General features: G+C 31.9%; 12 protein-coding genes and 1 pseudogene. 3 read left to right on the top strand and 10 right to left on the bottom strand.

Annotated features, from left to right (window positions below; all coding sequences use genetic code 11):
- Positions 1-5 precede the first annotated feature (5 nt).
- From polA to IM744_RS12580, 3 genes are all read right to left on the bottom strand, one after another.
- Entirely contained in the window at positions 6-2,855 is a 2,850-nt protein-coding gene (gene polA / locus IM744_RS12590) for a DNA polymerase I (protein WP_194508504.1), read from the bottom strand.
- Positions 2,856-3,079: 224 nt separating this feature from the next.
- Complete coding sequence (locus IM744_RS12585) at positions 3,080-5,242, bottom strand: T9SS type A sorting domain-containing protein (protein ID WP_194508503.1); 2,163 nt, start codon at positions 5,240-5,242, stop codon at positions 3,080-3,082.
- Between the two features lie 169 nt (positions 5,243-5,411).
- The gene (locus tag IM744_RS12580) at positions 5,412-8,396 is read right to left on the bottom strand and encodes a T9SS type A sorting domain-containing protein (protein ID WP_194508502.1); all 2,985 of its coding nucleotides are present in this window, start codon (positions 8,394-8,396) and stop codon (positions 5,412-5,414) included.
- A gap of 122 nt (positions 8,397-8,518) precedes the next feature.
- Here IM744_RS12580 and IM744_RS12575 point away from each other — a divergent pair, with 122 nt between their 5' ends.
- Positions 8,519-10,444, top strand: a complete 1,926-nt coding sequence (locus IM744_RS12575; protein WP_194508501.1) for a histidine kinase dimerization/phosphoacceptor domain -containing protein — start codon at positions 8,519-8,521, stop codon at positions 10,442-10,444.
- Here the strand turns inward: IM744_RS12575 and IM744_RS12570 are convergent.
- On the bottom strand, positions 10,441-11,055 hold the full coding sequence (locus IM744_RS12570; RefSeq protein ID WP_194508500.1) for a response regulator: 615 nt from the start codon (positions 11,053-11,055) through the stop codon (positions 10,441-10,443). The genes IM744_RS12575 and IM744_RS12570 overlap by 4 nt on opposite strands.
- 97 nt (positions 11,056-11,152) lie before the next feature.
- Here IM744_RS12570 and IM744_RS12565 point away from each other — a divergent pair.
- Positions 11,153-11,609, top strand: a pseudogene (locus tag IM744_RS12565) (isoaspartyl peptidase/L-asparaginase); the annotation flags it as partial.
- Between the two features lie 110 nt (positions 11,610-11,719).
- Here the strand turns inward: IM744_RS12565 and IM744_RS12560 are convergent.
- The 3 genes from IM744_RS12560 to IM744_RS12550 all read right to left on the bottom strand — a co-directional run bounded on the left by IM744_RS12560 (position 11,720) and on the right by IM744_RS12550 (position 18,111).
- Complete coding sequence (locus IM744_RS12560; protein ID WP_194508499.1) at positions 11,720-13,510, bottom strand: T9SS type A sorting domain-containing protein; 1,791 nt, start codon at positions 13,508-13,510, stop codon at positions 11,720-11,722.
- A 229-nt stretch (positions 13,511-13,739) separates the two neighbouring features.
- Entirely contained in the window at positions 13,740-13,937 is a 198-nt protein-coding gene (locus tag IM744_RS12555) for a hypothetical protein (protein ID WP_194508498.1), read from the bottom strand.
- Positions 13,938-14,094: 157 nt separating this feature from the next.
- Complete coding sequence (locus tag IM744_RS12550) at positions 14,095-18,111, bottom strand: hybrid sensor histidine kinase/response regulator transcription factor (protein ID WP_194508497.1); 4,017 nt, start codon at positions 18,109-18,111, stop codon at positions 14,095-14,097.
- 118 nt (positions 18,112-18,229) lie between these two features.
- Between IM744_RS12550 and IM744_RS12545 the strand changes: the two genes are divergently transcribed.
- Positions 18,230-19,159, top strand: a complete 930-nt coding sequence (locus tag IM744_RS12545; protein WP_194508496.1) for an isoaspartyl peptidase/L-asparaginase family protein — start codon at positions 18,230-18,232, stop codon at positions 19,157-19,159.
- On the opposite strand, the gene IM744_RS12540 is transcribed toward IM744_RS12545, so the two are convergent.
- Genes IM744_RS12540 through IM744_RS12530 form a run of 3 tightly spaced genes read right to left on the bottom strand, consistent with a single transcriptional unit; the run spans position 19,160 to position 21,498 of the window.
- Positions 19,160-20,257: an HTTM domain-containing protein gene (locus IM744_RS12540; protein ID WP_194508495.1), complete on the bottom strand. Its 1,098-nt coding sequence runs from the start codon at positions 20,255-20,257 to the stop codon at positions 19,160-19,162.
- Positions 20,254-20,595, bottom strand: a complete 342-nt coding sequence (locus IM744_RS12535; protein ID WP_194508494.1) for a hypothetical protein — start codon at positions 20,593-20,595, stop codon at positions 20,254-20,256. Before IM744_RS12535 ends, IM744_RS12540 begins: the two co-directional genes overlap by 4 nt.
- A 42-nt stretch (positions 20,596-20,637) precedes the next feature.
- Positions 20,638-21,498 (bottom strand): cyanophycinase, encoded by an 861-nt coding sequence (locus IM744_RS12530; RefSeq protein WP_194508493.1) that lies wholly within the window; start codon positions 21,496-21,498, stop codon positions 20,638-20,640.
- Positions 21,499-21,594 lie beyond the last annotated feature (96 nt).

Raw genomic sequence — 21,594 nt, 5'->3', positions numbered from 1 at the left:
TTATCCTAATGCGCCTCCAACCAATTCAAACCCGTATCCACTTCAACATCCAACGGAACATCCATCACAAAAGCATTCTCCATTTCAGTTTTAATCAACGTTTTCATGTCTTCGAGTTCTGGTTTATAGACATCAAAGACCAATTCATCATGAACCTGTAAGAGCATCTTAGTTTTAAAATTTCCGTGGGATAATTTATTATAAATATTAATCATGGCAATTTTAATAATATCTGCTGCGCTACCTTGAATTGGTGCATTTACAGCATTACGCTCTGCAGCTCCACGAACAACAGCATTACGAGAATTGATGTCTTTTAAATAACGACGACGACCTAAAACGGTTTGTACATAACCATGATCTCTGGCAAAATCAACTTGCTCACTCATGTAAGCACGCAATTTTGGATAGTTCTCATAATAGGTATCAATAAGCTCTTTGGCTTCACCACGAGATAAATCTGTTTGGTTACTGAGTCCAAAAGCAGAAACACCATAAATAATCCCGAAGTTGACCGTTTTTGCATTACTACGTTGTTCTCTCGTTACTTCTTCTAACGGAACTCCAAATACTTTTGAAGCTGTAGATGCATGAATATCCTCACCATTTTTAAAAGCTTCAATCATGGTTTCTTCTTTACTCAAAGCTGCAATGATACGCAGTTCTATTTGCGAATAATCGGCAGCGAGTAAGGTGTAATTCTCATCTCTTGGCACAAAGGCTTTACGCACTTGGCGACCACGTTCTGTACGAATTGGAATGTTTTGTAAATTAGGATTATTACTACTCAAACGTCCAGTTGCAGCAACGGTTTGCATATAATCTGTATGCACACGACCTGTAGATGGTTCTACTTGTAATGGTAATGCATCAACGTAGGTGCTTTTCAGTTTTGCGAGACCTCTATAGTCTAATACTTTTTGGATGATTTCATGATCTTTTGCTAAGTATGATAAGATATCTTCACCTGTTTTATATTGACCTGTTTTGGTTTTCTTTGGTTTATCAACCAATTTCATGTTTTCAAAAAGAACGATACCTAACTGTTTTGGTGAGGCAATATTGAATTCTTGACCTGCAGCAGCATAGATTTCTTGTTTGAGATTTGAGATGTCTTTAGTTAGGTCTTTAGATAATGAATTTAGAAAATCTTTATCGAGATTAATCCCTTCCAATTCCATTGCAGCCAGTACACGTAGTAAAGGCACTTCTATATCATCAAATAATTTTTGCGTGTTGGCTTCACCTAATTCTTTCTCAAAATGCTCTTTTAATTGTAAAGTGATGTCTGCATCTTCAACTGCATATTCGGTTTGTTCTTCTATGGGAACATCACGCATTGACAATTGATTCTTCCCTTTTTTACCAATCAATTCTGTGATAGAAACTGGTGTGTAATTGAGATACGTTTCTGCCAATACATCCATATTATGACGCATATCTGGATTGATGAGGTAATGTGCCAACATGGTATCAAAGAGTTTGCCTTTGACGTCAACGTTATATTTTGCTAGGACTTTAATGTCGTATTTTAAATTCTGACCGATTTTTTCAATCTGCTCGTTTTCAAAAAATGGTCTTAAGAGCTCTATGAGGTTTTGAGCGTCTTCTTTTTCCTGCGGAAATGGGATATAAAACCCTTTTCCGGTTTCCCATGAAAATGCAATTCCGACTAACTCTGCTGTCAACGGATTCAAGCCAGTAGTTTCTGTATCAAAACACACTGAGGTTTGATTCAGAAGATTTTTTACAAATAATGTCGTTGCCATTCCTGGAGCGACACTTTGGTAAAAGTGAGACGTTGTTTCTATGGTTTTTCTTGTGTATTCTGAAGTGGTTTCAGTTTGTGCACTATCTGAAGGTGCAGCGCCAAACAAAGAAAATTGACCTTCTCCTGCAGATTTTTCTTCTTTAGGCGTTGTTTTTGGAGCGTCTTGTTTTTGAGATGTTTCTGTTTTTGGCGCAATCGCTTCCGCAGAAAATGTTTTTAAGAAATTATCTATTAATCGTCTAAACTCTAAGTCCTGAAAAATCTCTGTGACTTTAGGAATATCTGGCTCAGACATTTCAAAATCTTTTTCATTAAAGTCTACAGGAACATCGAGCATAATAGTTGCCAGTTTTTTGGATAACAATCCAAGTTCTCCATTGGCTTCAATCTTCTCTTTCATTTTACCTTTAAGCTCATGAGTATTGGCTAGCAGGTTTTCCATGCTACCATAAGCTGCTAAAAATTTCTTAGCGGTTTTTTCTCCAACACCTGGTAATCCCGGAATATTATCACTCGCGTCTCCCATCATGCCTAAAAAGTCAATGACCTGTAAAGGATCTGTAACTTCAAATTTTTTCTGCACTTCTGGAATTCCCCAAGTTTCATAACCACCTCCAAACATTGGTCTGTACATGAAAATGTTTTCAGACACGAGCTGAGCAAAATCCTTATCTGGTGTGACCATAAAAGTTTTGTAGCCTTCTTTTTCGGCTTTTTTGGCTAAGGTTCCAATGACATCATCTGCTTCATAGCCTTCTTTCACCATAATTGGAATGTGCATGGCTTTTAAAATCTCATAGATGTATGGAATGGCAGTTTTAATACCATCTGGAGTTGCATCACGATTGGCTTTGTAAGCTTCAAACATTTCTACACGATCGGCACTACCACCTTTATCAAAACAAACCGCTAAATGATCTGGACGTTCTCGTTTAATAACGTCTAAAAGGGAATTCATAAAACCCATAATAGCTGAGGTATCTTCTCCTTTAGAGTTGATTCTTGGGTTCTTTATAAAAGCGTAATACCCACGAAAAATTAAAGCGTAAGCATCGACTAGAAATAAGCGTTTTTGATCTGACATGTTATATCATTTATTATTTAAGTGGCTTCGTAAAATGTCTTTTTTTGGAAAAGAGTCATCGAATAAGCATGAACTGACAGCTTGCAAAATACAAAACTTAGACCTCGATATGAAACAATGGTTTATTAAATAATCAACAAAAAGAAAGTCGCTCCCTATAGCGACTTTCTTACTCTAAATATAACTGAAGACCATTCAATTATGGGATAATATTATAGTGAGATTTACTCTAATATTATTCTTTGATATTTAATACTGTTGTTAGATTTTACTTTTACGATATACATTGAAGCGTTGAGGTGTTCTAGATTAATAGAATTTTGATTGGATGTTTTTGCTACAATTTTTCCGAGGATGTCATAGATCAAAATGGAATCAACAGTGGTTTCCGAAGAAATATTTAATATCCCATTTGTAGGATTTGGGTATATGACAATGCTATTCTCAAAAGTATTACTATTTGTACTTAATGTTGGAGCACTTTCTATGGTGAAACTTTTATAAGAATTGTTATTTATTAGTGCTAAAGGTCTAAATACACGAAGCTTGTATGTTGTTCCGTTTGTTAAATTTTCAACACTTCCTTGGCCAGAGAAACAGCCTAATTCATTTCCGTTACAGGCATCATAGATGGCAAAATTATTCCATGTTAATGATCCGTCAATAATTATTGAGCCATCCATTGGCATTGTAAAATCGTACCAAACATCTGCATAGTCTTCTGCTGTTGTTCCTGAGCAACCCACTTCATTAATAATAGTTGCTCCTACAATTCCGAAGTAAACTGTAGATGCTATTGTGGAAACAGTAATGTTTTCTGCGGAAGCGCAATCGTCGTTATTTATAATTTCAAAAGCTTGAATGGAAAATGCTCTATAGTCGTTATTATCTGCAAGGTCTAAAGTTCTAAAAACACGAAGTTTATAATTTGTTGAAGCAGTTAAATTAGTAAATAACTCATCTCCAGCTCCACATTGAATTAGTGTTCCACCACAAGTGTCGTATAAAGCTAGACCGTTCCAAGCAATTGTGGCATCAACATAGAGGTTGCCATTTACAGGCATTGTGAAATCGTACCAAATATCTGCATAATTTGTAGTTGTGCCAATACAGCCTTCTTCGTTATTTATGGATGCTCCACCAATATCGAAATTAATTGCAGATTGTGTTGTTGAGACTGTAATATTTTCTGCGGAAGCACAATCGTCATTAGTCACAGTTTCAAAAGCTTGAATGGAGAATGCTCTATATTCGTTATTATCTGCAAGGTCTAAAGTTCTAAAAACACGTAGTTTATAATTTGTTGAAGCAGTTAAATTAGTAAATAACTCATCTCCAGCTCCACATTGAATTAGTGTTCCACCACAAGTATCATATAAGGCTAACCCATTCCAAACAATAGATGCGCCAACAAAAAGGTTGCCATTTACAGGCATTGTAAAATCGTACCAAATATCTGCGTAATTTGTAGTTGTACCAACACAGCCTTCTTCATTATTTATTGATGCTCCACCTATTTCAAAATCTATAGTGGATGCTGTCGTAGATACTGTGATGTTTTCTGCGGAAGCACAATCATCATTTGTTACGTCTTCATAAGCAATTATGCTGAAGTTTGAGTAAGTATTGTCTGCATTTTCACTAGTTCTAAAAATTCGTAATTTATAATCTGTTCCAGAAGTTAAGCCAGTTATAAATTCATTGCTGGTACCACATTGTATTAGTGTACCACCACAACCATCGTATAAAGCGATATTATTCCAAAAAATACTAGCATTTATATATAAATTACCATTTACTGGCATTGTGAAATCGTACCAAATGTCTATATAATCTAAGGTTGCTCCTGAGCATCCAATTTCATTATTTACAGAAGCTCCACCAATTTCAAAATCTACTGAGGTTGCTGTTGTTGAAACTGAAATATGTTCAGAAGAAGCACAATCATCATTTGTTGCTGTTGGAAAAGCTTTAATACTAAAATTTTGAAAGCTTGTATTTGTGGCCTCGGTTGATGTTCTATACATACGTAAAAGATACGTGTTTCCAGATGTTAGATTAGTAAAAAGATCTTTTGTGTTTACGCAATCTATTTCTGTACTACCACATGAATTATATAAAGCAAATTTGTTCCAAACAATTGTACCATCTACCAATATATTACCATCTAAAGGCATTGTGAATTGATACCAAACGTCAGCATAATCTCCAGTTGTACCACAAATAGTTTCATTGTTGATTACAGCTGTATTAATATCGAAAATAAAATTTGTAGATGTATTTGTAACAGTTATTAACTCAGCGTTATTGCAATCATCATTTGCAGGTTGGCCAAAGCTTAATGCCACAATAAAAAGCGTTAATAATAAAGTGTATTTTTTTTTCATGATTATAGTTTATTTGTAAATATATACGTTTTATGAAATTTGGATAAGTGATTTAGTTCTAATTGTATAGATGGTATCAAATCCTGTTTTATTGGTGCGATTTTGATCAAAGAAAGTCGCTCTTTATAACGACTTTCTTGATTAAAATTAAGATATGCGCATATATATCTTATTCAATTATAATTCGTTTTGAGATATGACCATTTTTAGTTGAAATTTTTAGAATATATAGTCCAGATTGATATTGACTAACATCTATATTTAAAGATTTTGTTACTACTATTTTCTTACCTAAAATGTCAAATAATTCAATAGAAGTTATAGATTGATTATCATTAATAGATATGTTTAACACATTTTCTACAGGGTTTGGATATATTGAAATAGAATTATTTAAATTAAATTCGTTTGTAGAAAGTACACTACAATCTTTACTAAAACTGGTTTCGTTGTCTATTATAGTCCAATTTTCAGTGCTGTAATATGTGTCGTCAACTTCTATACACCCTAGTTGATGATTATTAGTAGTTCTAAATGAAACGATATTTATGTTATTTCCATTTTTAACATTAAGGCTATTAAGTTCATTACTCTGACATAATAAGGTTGTAATAGCTGTATTATTGGTTAAATCAAGGTCAACAATATCATTCCCTGTACAATCAAGCAATTCTAAATTAATATTATTATCAAGATTTAAACTTGTAATATCATTTACGCCACAATATAAAGTGGTTAGCGCAGTGTTGTTATTGAGATTTAGACTTGTAAGGTCATTGTATTCGCAACGTAACAATTCTAATAAGGTATTATTGCTGAGGTCTAAATTTGAAAGTGTTAAGTTGCTGCAAACTAAATTTATAAGGTTATGGTTGTTGGTAAGGTCTAAAGACGTTAGTTGTGTATAACCGCATCTTAAATCTTCTAATAGTGAATTGTTTGATACATCTAACATGGTAATATCATTATGATAAAAATGCAATAAGCTAAGCTGTGTATTGTTGGATACATCTATACTTGTTAAGTTGTTGTTATAGCATCTTAATTCTCTAAGCGCTGTTAAGTTGCTAACATCTAAGGTTGAAATGTTATTGAAAAAGCATGATAGTTCTTCTAAAGCTATAAAGTCTTCAATGCCTGTAAGATCTGCTATACCTAAAGATGCTATACTTAACGATGTTATAGCATTAATACTTGCGGTAGGTACGTAATCATCTAAACTTCCTGTGTCATAACCTAAATCTATGAGTGCTTGCTCAAAATTATCGTCTGGTACATATGTTAGACTCAAACTGCAATCTTCACTAAAACTAGTTTGAGGATCAATACTTGCAAAATCATCTATCCAATTTACTGTAGAGGCAACATCATCTACCTCAATGCAAAATAGGTTTGGGTTGTTTTCAGCATCTAAAGTAGAAATAATTGCATTGTTACCATTTTTAATATTTAAGCTTGTGAGCTGGTTGTCCGAACAACGTAAGTCTGTTAATTGGGTATTATTGCTTAAGTCTAGTGCAACAATTGCGTTGTCTCTGCATCTAACATCTACTAAATTAACATTCATATCTAGTTCTAAACTAGACAAGTTACTATTGTCACAAGTTAAATGTGTTAGAGCTATATTAGTATCTATGTTTAAAGCTGTAAGCTGATTGTTACTGCAGATTAGCGCCTCAAGTTGGCTATTATTACTGAGGTCTAAGTTAGAAACTGATGTATTACTACAATATAAGCCTAATAGGTTAGGGTTGTTGGTAACATCTAAGGACGTAAGAGAATTGTCACTACAATTTAAAGATTCTAATAGTGTATTGTTTGAAATATCTATAGAAGTAAGTTGATTGTCACTACAACTTAAAGTTTCTAATAGTGTATTGCCTGAAACATCTATAGTCGTAATAGCATTATCATTACAATTCAATTTTTTTAGTACAGTATTACTAGAAACATCTAAGCTTGTTAAATCATTACCATAACAATCTAAACGTTCTAAAAGTGTATTATTTGAAATATCTAAACTTGTCAAATCATTATCACCACATTTTAATTCTCTTAGCACTGTTAAATTGCTAACATCCAAACTAGAGATATTGTTGGCTAAACACTGTAGTGATTCTAATGCTATAAAATCTTCTATACCTGTAAGATCTGCTATGTCTAAAGCGACCATTTGTAACGTTGCTATAGAATTAATGTTTGCTGTAGGTACATAATCATCCAAACTTCCCGTGTCATAACCTAAATCTATGAGTGCTTGCTCAAAATTATCATCTGGTACGTATGTTTCACTTACACTGCAATCTTCGCTAAAACTGGTTTGAGAACCAATATTTGTCCAATTCTCTGTAGAATAAGCAGCATCATCTACCTCAATACACAATAGATTTGGGTTATTTTGAGCACTCATAGAAAGATTAATATTGTTACCGTTTTTAAGATTTAAGCTTGTAAGTTGGTTGTTTAAACAATTTAAGTGTGTTAATTGTGCAGTATTGCTTAAATCTATTGCAGTAATTGCGTTATTAAAGCATATAAGATCTTCTAAATTTACATTATTATAAAGGTTTAAACTTGACAAGTTATTATTGTCACAGGTCAAATCAGTTAGAGCCGCATTAGTATCTACGTTTAAATTTGTAAGCTGGTTGCCATAACAATTTAACTCTATTAGGTTGGGGTTGTTGTTAACATCTAAGGAAGTAAGTTGATTGCTATAACAAAATAAATATTCTAATAATGTATTATTTGAAACGTCTAGTGTTGCTATATTATTATTATTAAAAGCCAAAATTGTAAGCGCAGTATTATTGGAAACATCTAAACTTGTTAAATTATTATAACCACATCTTAATTCATTAAGTGCTGTTAAGTTGCTAACATCTATATTAGAAATATTATTTGTATAGCACAACAGCGTTTCTAAAGCTACAAAATCTTCAATACCTGTGAGGTCTGCTATGCTATTACCATTTATAGATAATTCTGTAATAGCATTAATGTTTACTGTAAGCACCGAACCGTCTATAGCACCAGAATCATGTCCTAAATTAATTAAGGCTTGCTCAAAGTTAGGATCAGGAATAGCAGTTGTTTGAGATAGACAAATAGTGCTAAAGCATAAGCATAAGGTAAAAAGTAGTACTGTTTTCATAAGAATGGTTTTAATTATTAATGGTGTAAAATTCTTAAATTAGGCGAAGTTTTTTTTCATACTAATGGGTGGTTTTTTTAAAATTTGTGTTTACTACCTTTGTAACCATAAGAAATAGACAGTTGTATAAAATTTTAAAAAGTTGTATCGTTATTTTAGTATCCTGCAATGTTTTAGTTGCACAGGATGCTAAATTGGATAAGTATCAAGATAGTTTACAGAACATTATTAAGACTAGTTCAGTAATCAGTGATAAGAAAGAAGCCTTGTTTTTATTGGGAGAATATATAGTGCAACGGAATCCTGATTTGGCAGAAACAACAGCGAAAAATTTAGAAGCTAATTATATAAGTAAAGATGATAGTATAGCGTTAAGACGTAATAATTATATTTTTGCAGCTAGCCATAGATGGCATGGAGATTATAGCACAGCTTTAGATTATTATGAAGATATTCACAAGTACTCAAAAAGACATGATGATTCTCTTGATATTGCCAAGAGTGCCCATTTTATAGGTTCTATTTCTATGTTTTTAGGTAAAAATGTAGTTTCCCAAAAACGTCTTATTGAAGCTGCAGAAATTTATAACCAAATAGGAAGCCCAACAGAAAAAGCTAAAATTAATAATAGCTTAGCTAGTTTTTATCTCAATATGGATCAACTAGAAAAAGGAAAAGATCAATATTTAAAAGCACTGAGACAGTTTGAAATTTTAAAAGATAGTTCTGGTATGGCTAGCGTAAATGCTAATTTAGGATTGGTTTATATCGAACTGGGTGATTTCAAAAAAGCAGAAATGCATTTAATGAAGCAAAAAGAGTTAAATGTCATCTTTCCAACTCAAAGAGAAATGGGGTTTCATTACGATTTTTTGGGGATATTAAGACAGGAAGAAGGTCGGCTAGAAGATGCCTACCAAGAACATCTTAAAGCCTTTAATATTAGAAAAAAGTTGAGTAGTACCTATAATTTGTGCGAATCTAATCTTAATATGGGAGAGATTTTGATTAAATTGAATAGATATGCTGAGGCAAAAACGTATTTAAAAGACGTATTTAATTATGATGAGCATCAGTCTTTAAATCAACAACAACGTGCTTACGAACTATTAGCAGACGCTAATAAAAAAAGTGGAAATTATTTAAAAGCTTTGGAGAATTATGAGTCGTTTAAACTGATTAGCGATTCTATCTACTCAAAAGAATCATTAGAAATTATTGCTGAAAAAGAAGCACAATACAATAAGCAAAAAAAAGATGTACAGATTGCTCTTTTAAATAAAGAAAAACAGCTTTTAGATAAAGAAGTATCACAGTCTAAAACCATAGCAATTATAACAACTATAGGTTTATTATTACTACTTGTTTTGGTAATTGCTTTGTATAAAATTTACTTAAAAATTATTCAAAAAAATCGAATTATTAATAAAGCTTTGAAAGATAGAGAGCTTTTATTGCATGAAACACATCATCGTGTTAAGAATAATTTACAAATGATTTCTAGTTTACTTAATCTTCAATCTAAGTATGTAACAGATGAAAGAGTACACGAGATTTTACAAAATGGGAGAAATCGTGTGCAATCTATGGCCATATTGCATAAAAATTTATATGTTGGTGAAGACCTAAATATGGTCAATATTCAAAACTATTTTGAAGGTTTGGTTGAAAACATCCTCAATTCTTACAATAAAACAGAAGGCGATATTAAGCTTGAGATCAAAGCAAAAAATATCATTATGGATATTGAATCTGTAGTACCTATTGGGTTAATTGTAAACGAATTAGTGACTAATGCACTAAAGCATGCATTTCCAGCAACTACAATTGAATTGCCAGCAATAAGTCTAATAATGGTAGAGTTGGATAGGGATCATGTATTAATTGTTAAAGATAATGGTATAGGAATAGATGAGACCATTGAAAATAAAACAGAATCTTTTGGCCAACGTTTAATCAGCTTATTTACAAACAAATTGAAAGCAACAGTTACCACTAATACTAGCCATGGAACTGAAATTTCTATTATATTTCCAAGAGGAAATTAGCGCAACAATTCGTTAAGTAAAGTAATTGTTTCCAACCGCGTGTGCGTATTCATTTTTTCGTAAATATTTTTTATATGAGATTTTATGGTGTTAACACTTACGTATTGATCTTCTGCTAATATTTGATTCGTTTTTCCTTCATGCAGGCCTTTTAAGGTTTCAAACTCTTTTTGTGTTAAAGGCGTTTTTATTAATGAATTAACGATCTCGCGATTTAAATTAATAGGTAATATGAATTTTGAAAAACTATACAAGGCTATTTCAATGGTTGAATAGAGTTCCTTTTCGTTAAAAGGTTTAACAACATAACCCATTGGTAGGGTTTTTTTTGCTTGGTCTAAAATTTGTTTTCCAGAGTATGATGTGAGATAAATGAAAGGTATCTTTTTAGTATTGTTAATATGTTCTGCGACTTGAAAACCTTCAAAATTGCCTTCTAAATTAATATCTAGTAATACTAAATCAGGTTTTAATGTGTTAATGGCATCAATAGCATCCTTCTTATCATAAGCCACACCAACAGTTTTGTAATTAACATTTGACAGCATACTTCTAATGTCTTCACAAATAATAGGATCATCTTCTACAATCAAAATTTGAATTTCAGACATGCGTAGGTTTTAGTAGTTACTCAAATTTACAAAAACTTATCACTTCATAGAAATTATTTAAAATACAATGTGTAATTTTCAAATCTAAAAAAATGAAATTAATACATTTTCAATAGCCATACATGGAGGCGCAGGAACACTCGTTAAAGGGATGATGACTTCAGAACTAGAGGCCTAAATAAAGCAGATTTAAAAAACGCTTTAGACCAAGGTTATACTGTTTTAGAAACTGGTGGAACAGCCATTGACGCAGTTGAAAAAGCAGTTCAGGTCTTAAAAATTCACCTCTATTTAATGCAGGGAAAGGGTCTGTTTTTACAGCTACAGGATCTCATGAAATGGATGCAAGTATCATGGACAGAAAAATCTTAAATGCATGAGGAGTGAGCTTAATTACTGGAATTAAAAATCCTGTAAGTCTTTCCCGTGATGTAATGGAAAAAAGTGAGCATGTTTTTTTAGCTGGAGAAGGTGCGATGCAATTTGCTAAAGAATTGGATTATAAATTAGAAGAGCCTTCTTATTTCTATGATGAGTTTCGACATAAACATTGGTTTACTAATTACTGAAGATTAATAAAGTCGCTCCATGTAAGCGACTTTTATACTCAAAAATATAATTGAAGACAATTTTCAATTATGGGCTTAAATTCTAGACTTAGTATTTACTCTAGTAGTATTCTTTGATATTCAATAGTGCTGTTAGATTTTACTTTTACAACGTACATTCCAGAGTTTAAATGTTCTAGATTAATATAATTTTGATTAAATGTTTTTGCTACAATTTTTCCGAGGATGTCATAGACCAAAATAGAATCAACAGTGGTTTCCGAAGAAATATTTAATATTCCATTTGTAGGATTTGGGTATATGATAATGCTATTCTCTGTAGCAAAGTTATTTGTGCTCAAGGTTTCAGATGTTTGAATAGTAAAACTTTTGTAAACATCATTATTTGCAAGTACTAAAGTTCTAAAAACACGAAGCTTATATATTGTTCCGCTTGTTAAGCCTACAAAATCTCCATCAGACTGAAAGCAACCTAATTCATTGCCATTACAAGCATCGTAGAGTGCGAAATTATTCCAACTTAGTGTTCCGTCAATACTTACATTGCCATCGGTAGGCATTGTGAATTCATACCAAACATCTGCATAGTCTTCTGCAGTTGTTCCAGAACAGCCAACTTCATTATTAATGGTAGCACCAGCAATCCCAAAGTTAATCGTAGTTGGTGAGTCTGTAACTACAATAGTTTCTGCAGAGGTACAATCATCGTTATTTATAATTTCAAAGGCTTGAATAGAAAACGATCTGTAATTGTCATTATCTGTAAGAGCTAAAGTTCTAAATACGCGTAATTTATAATTTGTTGTCGCTATTAAGCCAGTAAATAATTGATTGGCAGTGCCACATTGTATTTCTGTGCCATTACAGGTGTCATATAAAACAAAATTGTTCCAGCCAATTGAGCCATCAACATATAGGTTTCCGTTAACTGGCATTGTGAAATAGTACCATATGTCTGCATAGTCTGTTGTGGTTCCTGTGCATCCAATTTCATTGTTAATGGATGCTCCACCAATTTCAAAATTTACTGTGGATTGTGTTGTGGAGATTATTATGTTTTCTGCTGAAGCGCAATCGTCATTGGTTACGTCTTCATAAGCAATTATGCTGAAGCTTAAATAAGTGTTGTCTGCATCTGCACTAGTTCTAAAAATTCGTAATTTATAATCTGTTCCAGAAGTTAAACCAGTTATAAACTCATTGCTGGTACCACATTGTATTAATGTCCCACCACAACCATCGTATAAAGCGATATTATTCCAATTTATACTAGCGTCAATATATAAATTACCATTTACTGGCATTGTAAAATCGTACCATATATCTACATAATCTAAAGTAGCTCCTGAGCATCCAATTTCATTATTTACAGATGCTCCACCAACTTCAAAACTTACTGTAGATACTGTTGTTGAAACTGAAATGTTTTCAGCAGAAGTACAATCATCATTTGTTGCTGTTGGAAAAGCCTTAATACTGAAATTTTGATAGCTTGTATTTGATGCATCGGTAGATGTTCTATAAACACGTAAAAAATAGGTGTTTCCAGATGTTAGATTAGTAAAAAGATCTTTTGTGTTTACGCACTCAATTTCTGTACTACCACATGAATCATATAAAGCAAAATTATTCCAACTAATTGAACCATCTACAAATATATTACCATCTAGAGGCATTATAAATTGGTACCAAACATCTGCAAAATCTGTAGTTGCACCACAAATAGTTTCATTATTTAATACCGCTGTATTAATATCGAAAATAAAGTTTGTAGATGTATTTGTAACTGTTATTAACTCTGGATTATTACAATTATCATTTGCAGGTTGGCCAAAGGATAATGTTGCAATAAAAAGAGTTAAAAATAAAGTGTATAATTTTTTCATATTTTTAATTTTATGAATTGATTAGAATTGTTTCAAAGCTTATTGTACAGCTGGTAATGTATAAAGTGTCATTGGTTGTTTTTTTAGAAAAATCTGCACCCTAAATTTGCTTTCAAACTCTAGAAATAAAATTTGAAATTATCAATTATTGGTTGATAATAATACCTTATGTGTTCAATTTTTGACAAACGTTTTATGGTACTTAGAGTATTAATAAATTTATTTATGATTATAGTTTTACATCTACATCAAAAGTGTTTCTGACGTCCCTAAAAATGGTGTGAATATAATAGGATGCACCTAAAATAAGTTCGGCACCTCCAAGAATAAAAGGATTGAGATTTCCTAGAAGTTGAATAGAAACATGACCAGCAAGAAAGCTAGAATTGATAATTAAGAGAGAAGCTAGAATTGTTGAAATTTTCATAATATGTTGATTTAATGATTAATAGCATTGTAAACTTATTATTAAACTCAAGACATGGTCTAGATTATTTTTTCAAAAACGGGTAGTATTTTTTCAAAATGAAGAAAAAGGATAGGGAGTATTCAATTAGTAATACTTTTTTGTTATTGATTATCAATTAGTTGCGGAATTCAGTTGGGCTTTGGTCAAATTCTTCTTTGAAAGCCTTACTAAACCAATTGGGATCGTTAAATCCTGTATTATAAGCGATTTCAGAAATGGATAAATCAGTAGTTTTTAGTAATTCTTTAGCTTTTTCTAGGCGAACTTTTCTTATAAAAATTGCTGTACTTGTATTGGAAATGGCTTTTAGTTTTCGGTATAATTGAGAATCACTCATGAGCATAAATCTCGCTAATTGGATAGCTCCAAAATTTGAATTATCCAAATGTTTATGAATGGCTTCTATAGCTTTATTTAAAAAGATGAGGTTTTTATCGGTTGTTACTTTTTTAAGCTCAGTTTTTTCTACAATTGTATGAACTGAGTATATTTCCTGCAGTTTTTTTCGCTTAGCAATTAGCATCTGCATGCGTAATATTAATTCTTCTTTTTGAAAAGGTTTGGTTAAATAAGCATCTGCACCACTTGTAATTCCTTCAATTTTATCCTCTTGCATGGCTTTGGAGGTTAACATTATAATAGGAATATGATTGGTGTTAGTGTTGCCTTGAAGTTTTTGAGTGAGTTCATAACCATCCATAATTGGCATCATGACATCTGTAATTACAATATCCGGAATGTTAGCTTTAGCAAGCTCCAATCCTTCTTTACCATTTTTAGCAAAACTAACTTTATAATGTGGTTGTAGGCAAGAAGCTATGTAATGAGCCATATCTGTATTGTCTTCAACTATGAGTACTGTATTAGAATCTTTATCTACAAGGATGTCATTTAATTGTGGGACAACTTTGTCAATTGTTACTGTTTTGTCGCTAAGATCTAAAACTTTTTCTTCTGCGTTATTGGTTATTGGTAATGTTACCGTGAAGGTTGTGCCAATGTTTAATTTAGACTTAACATTAATGCTTCCTTTAAAAAGTTCAACTAATTCTTTTATTAAGGCAAGACCAATACCTGTGCCTTGTGCTATTTTATGTTCATTGTTTTCAACTTGAAAAAAGCGATCAAAAATATATGGTAATTCTTCTTCCGAAATTCCATGACCTTGATCTATGACTTTTACTCGAAGCGTATTCTTTTCTATTTTGGTAATGTCTATTTTGAGTTCGGAATCTTTAGACGAAAATTTTAAGGCATTGGAAATTAAATTAGAAAGAATTTGACGCCATTTTTCGGCATCATAATCCATAAGAATTTTGTCTGGATTGGCACTAAATTTTAATTCAATTTTCTTGTCTGGAGCAATGCTTAAAAAACTATCGACAATATGTTTTGAGTAGGCTACAATATCATTCTGAATTAAATTTAAGTTAAGTTGTCCTTTTTCTAGCTTGGCTAAATCTAGCATTTGGTTGACTAAATTAAGCAAGCTGTTACTGCTTTGTTCTATGGTGTTCAATGAGGAATTAACATCGTCTTTACTAGAAAAGCGTTCTTTTAAATTATCTAAATAACCAAGAATTATTGTTAAAGGTGTTCTAAATTCATGTGTGATATTTGTGATGAAACGGGATTTTAAATTGTCTAATTCCTGTAAACGTTTAGACTCTTGATTAGCAATTTGTTTTTGTAAGCTTAAACGATAAAATATATATACAAGAGCTAAAAAAGCAAGTATATATAAACAATACATAAAGTTACTCTTGTACCAAGGAGGTATTACTTTTATTTTTAGTTGCAAAGGCGATGTACTCCAAACTTTATTACGAGATTTTCCCTGTATTTGGAGAACATGATTTCCTTTAGGTAATTCTAATAGTTGAATTTCTCTGGTATCTCTTAAGTCGTTCCATTCATTATCATTTAAAGCATAAATAAATTGATTGTTTTTATTGGGACGTAAATCTAAATCTGAAAAGCTAATGTAACACGGGAAATCTCTGTCGTGTAAAGTAATCTCATCTGTCTTAGTAATACTTTCATTTAGTATAGACGGATGGGTTGATGGACTTATTTCTTTATCTTTTACTCTTAATGATGTAAATGTGATATTACCCTCAACATCTAGTTCTGAGACTTTGTTTGGGTCAAAAATATTAAAGCCACTAATGCCACCAACATAGACTTGGTTAGAATCTTTATCATAATAATGAGCGCCTAAGTTGAACTCTGAACTTTGTACACCATCGCGTTGATTATAATTGGTGAACTTCTCAGAATTTTTATCAAATTTAAAAAGACCACCATTTGTTGTCAACCATAAATTATGAGATTTATCTTCAGTAATACTGTAAACAAAGGTGTTTGTTAAACCATTTTCTTCATCATAACGCTTAAACGTGTTTTTTTTTGGGTCAAACTTATTAAAACCATCTTGTGTAGCAATCCATAAAATTTGGTTTTCATCATGCCAAGTATGTAAGGTCGTGTTGCTACTTATACTATTAGCATCGTTTATGTCGTGATAATAGTTGGTGAATTTTGGTTGCGAATAATTAGAGGTTTCAAATGTTAGTTTATTTAGACCATCTTCTGAAGTGATCCAATAATTTAAATCCTTGTCTTGGGATATATTATAGGTAAAGTCAGAACTTATAGAATTAGACTGAATGTCGCTTTTATAATTTTCGAATGTTAGTGTATCCTCTTTTAAGTTACCCGTGAATCTATTTATTCCACCTCCATAAGTAGCAATCCAAACATTATTATTGTGGTCTATATAAACTCCTCTAGTTGCATTTGAGCTTAAGGAAGATAAATTAGTTTCGTCATGATAGATACTAATTATGTTAGGTTTTTTTGGATTAAAATTTTTAAGATCTATTATAGAAACGCCCTTGATGGTGGCAACCCACAAGTTGTTATCTTGATCAATAGCCATGGCTCTTATAACATTAAAAGCGAATGTGTTGTTTGTGTTTTCTTTTGTAATTTGGGTAACTTCATCTTTGCTGTTAATACAATTAATACCTTTACGAGTACCAACAAATAAGTACTCATCGTTTTTAGCGAAAGATAAAATAAAACTATTGTTAAGAGCTATTTCAGAATTGGTGTTAATAGTTTTAAATACGGGTTTTTTTAAAGGAACAACATCCAAATTATTTGTTCCTATCCAAAGTAAATTACCATCAGTAAATGTATCGTAAACTCTATTAGAGGAAATGGAGTTACTATGTTTTTGTTCTCCCTTGTATGTGGTGATAGTTTCAAATTTAAGATCATTAAAATTTTTAGCAATAAAAAGACCATTAAACGTTCCTAAGTAGAACACATTATTGTAAAAATTAATGGATTCAATATTTAATTTTTCGGACTTTTCATTAGACTCTAATTCTATTTTATTGAGTGATTTTGTTTTCTGATTAAATGCAAATAATCCATTAGAAGTCCCTAACCATAATGTGTCGTCTTTTATAAATATTGTATTTATTACACCAACAGAATTACCTAGTTTAATTTCATCAAAGACTCTGTTATCATCAAGTATGTTTCTTATAACAAAGACTCGACCTTCATTTGTGCTAACAAATAAGGAATCATGGTTTATGAAACTTGTGTTAAATTGTAGTTGTTCATTATTAGCTTTTGTAATTATAAAAGGATGGTAATTATCATTTTTCTTTTCAAAAACAACAATGCCTTGATTCAAAATAGTGGCAATAATACTACCATTAGACATTTTAGATAAGCTAGTACAATTACCTTTTTTTATTATAGTTTTTTTAAAACTATTTAAGTTAGAGTCATAAATACAAATACCATTATCATTAGTTCCAATCCATATATTATTGTTATTATCCTCAACTAGTGTATTAATAAAATTTCCAGAAATTGATAAACTATCTTTTTTTTGATTTTTGTAGACTTTAAAAGAGGTTCCGTCAAATCTATTTAACCCATCCTGTGTTCCAAGCCATAAAAAACCATTTTCATCTTTTAAGATACTTCTAACTGTTTCTTGAGACAATCCGTCATCTAGTCCATAATGATAAAACGTATAGTCTTGTGCATGTAAAATGTTCCAACTAGTTAAGATTAAAAAGAGCACAGCTAAACAACTAGTTTTCATTGATTTATTTAAGGTGTTATGTTATAAAAATACAATTTTTTAGTTAATAGATAGTTGATTCATTTTTATTAAAATAATAGAAACTAAAGTGTATTTTTGAATTTTAAAATTTAAAGTGATGAACACATTTTCAATAGCCATCCATGGAGGCGCAGGAACTTTAGTAAAAGGTATGATGACTTCAGAATTGGAGGCAAAATACCGAGCAGATTTAAAAAATGCTTTAGATCAAGGGTATACTATTCTTGAAAACGGAGGAACAGCTGTTGATGCAGTTGAAAAAGCGGTTCAGGTTTTAGAGGATTCTCCATTATTTAATGCAGGAAAAGGATCAGTTTTTACTGCTACAGGATCTCATGAAATGGATGCCAGTATTATGGACGGTAAAACGCTAAATGCTGGAGGAGTAAGTTTAATTACTGGCATTAAAAATCCTGTGAGCCTTTCTCGTGATGTGATGGAAAAAAGCGAACATGTTTTTTTAGCTGGAGAAGGTGCAATGCAATTTGCTAAAGAATTGGATTATAAACTAGAAGAGCCTTCTTATTTCTATGATGAATTTCGTCATAAGCAATGGTTAGAAATTAAGGATACAGATAGTTTTCAATTGGATCATGCTACAAAAAAAGATTCAAAATTTGGAACCGTTGGAGCAGTAGCTTGCGATCAAAACGGAAATATTGCTGCAGCAACGTCAACTGGTGGAATGACCAATAAAAAATGGGGACGCGTTGGTGATAGTCCGATGATTGGTGCAGGAAATTATGCTAATAATAAAACGTGTGCTATTTCATGTACAGGAAGTGGTGAGTTTTTTATTAGAGGAGTTGTTGCTTATGATGTGGCTTGTTTAATGGAGCATAAAAACATGAGTGTGCAGGAGGCTTCTAACGAAGTTATCAATAAACGTATTCTGGAAATTGGTGGTGATGGTGGTTTAATTGCGGTTGACACTAAAGGGGATATTGCAATGCCTTTTAATACTGAAGGAATGTATCGTGCGAGTAAAACTTCCGAAGGAAAAGAACTTATCGCGATTTATAAATAATTATTGCTTTTTTTGACGCTTCCAATTTATAGGAATAAAATAGAATATCATTGCCCAAACAAAGATGGCATTGGTGATAAATAGTGTCGTCCTGTGATTATAAAGAATGATGTAAATGATAATGTCTAAAATTATTAATAACATGAAAACATTAGGTGTGTAGAGTAAAATGTCTTTTAAGGCTTTATGATTATATAGCGTTTCGTTTTCTGTTTTCAAACTTAACCAATGGGTGTTTTCTGAAGGCATTGGTGACCAAATTTGCTTCTTATCAACATCTAATAATGTAAAGAACCGTTTTAAAAGGTTTAAACTTTCAGCTTTATAATTGATAATTAATTTTTTCTTCGGAAGGTTTAGAAACACCAATAAAATGAGGACTAGTGATTCTAAGAAATGTCCGAATCTAAAAGAAGTAAGCGTAAATAAGGTGGTATGAAAAATGATGATAAACCATATTGTTAAGGAGCGTTTTCTTTTAAATAGAATCATGATTGCAATACCAAACTCTGTAAACATAGCGATATAAGACAATAGTTTTGCTAGAACTAAATCTGGAAATAATTGCGATACATATAGATATACTGGGTTTTCTCTTGCGCTTCTTAACCAAGTGTCCATGAATGCTCCAGACCACCAATCTGGCTCTAAAAATTTATTGATTGAAGCACCAAAATAAACCAAGCTCAATTGAAAAATAAATAGATAAGGAGGTTGTTTGCTATTTGATAATCCAGCCAAAATAAGTGCGCATGCACAAATAAACGTATGATTGAAAAACAAGGGTTTAGATGCTAAAATATTTAGTATAACTACTAAGCCAATGACCAAACTAGCAGTTCTCACTTTGATATTAAAAAATAAGCTAAAAGCACTTAGAGCAAATAACGTTTTTAATGTGTAGTTAAAGAGATTTGGATAGTTGTTAAAACTGTCAAGAGCAGGAATAAAAGGAATAAATGGGTCTGCAATTTTAAAAAATAAATGATGTGTGACTAAAAGTATAACTAAGAGTTTACACATCAATAATACATTAGGATGCATTTTTGTGCCTACAAACTGAAATGGTCGTACTATAAAAGCTGCGAGATTGTTCATCGTTTATATGTCCATTCTTTTTCTGGGTGACCATTAGTAGAATATTTCACTGTTACTTTAGCATTGTCATCCTTGCCATAAGTATCTTCATATTGAGAAATGAGTGAGAAAACATTGTCTATTGAGCGTTGTTCCCAGCCTCTCATTTTGTATTTGTAGCGTGCTTCGGCTTCTTGTTGTGTTAGTGTTTTTCCGTCAATGGTTACTAAGGTTTCAAACAGTGTGTGACTGTCATAAGGTGCCCAACAAAAAAAACGTTCGGGAACAAATCGTGCATAAGCAATGCCACCTACTTGGAGTAAGAGAAAAATAATTCCGAAGAAAAATCTAGTTTTCATAAGATTTAAATCTACAAGAAATTGAAATGATTATCAAAAAAACTAGATGAAAGGCGCTTCTATAGGTAGCACTTTCACTTTTTTCTTGTCAATATGAAAACGGTCTCCATTAGATAAAATATGGGTGCGCATGCCAGTTAGAGACATTGGAGTACCTGTTTTTAATTCTTTATGTTTATTATGTCTTAAACGTCTGCCATCAAAAATAATAACCATTCCAGAGCCAATAACGCGACATTTATTATTCTTAATAATCATACCAGTGTCTTCAGCTAGTCCAATACCAATAAGTTTTGGAAATTGGGCTACAGCTTCAGAAATTCTACCAAAACGACCACGTTTAATAAAGTGTGTATCTATAATTAGGCCTGGAATTAAACCTAAACCTTTGTACATGGTTACAGCGCCTTTGATAAATGCTTCTGTGGCACTTCCTCCAGCAATCATTTCTTGAGACATCATCATTGCTCCAGCACTTGTACCAGCGACAACAAAACCTTTTTCGTTTTTATAACGGTGTTTTATAATCTCATGGATTTCTGTACCACCTATTTTATCAGTGATTTTGGATTGATCACCACCAGAAAACATAATGCAATTAGCAGATTTTATTAAATCTATAGACGCTTGTTTTTCAGAGTCTTTTTTGCTTCTAATATCTAAAACAGTGACGTTTTTGCACCCTAAAGTAGAAAAAGCTTCTAAATAATTTTCTCCTACTTCTACAGGAATACTTGATGCTGTGGGAATTACAACAATATTAGCATCTGTTCCTCCAGCTTCTCTTACAACATGAAATAAAATACCTTCATCAATGAACTCTAGAGTGTATTGTTCGCTCTCTTCTATTCCTTTATCTTCATTTCCACCAATGGGAATTAGTGTTCCTTTATTCTTCAGCATAAATATGGGATTGCATATGTTTTGGGCAACAAAAATAAACTAATTTTTTATGGGAAAAATTTATATATTTATAATCTTTCACTAACAAAAAACTAC

The organism is Psychroserpens luteus (assembly GCF_015319355.1).
GTDB classification, from domain to species: Bacteria; Bacteroidota; Bacteroidia; order Flavobacteriales; family Flavobacteriaceae; genus Psychroserpens; species Psychroserpens luteus.
The sequence above is the reverse complement of the archived record's forward strand: the minus strand, read 5'-3'. Positions and strand labels throughout refer to the sequence as shown.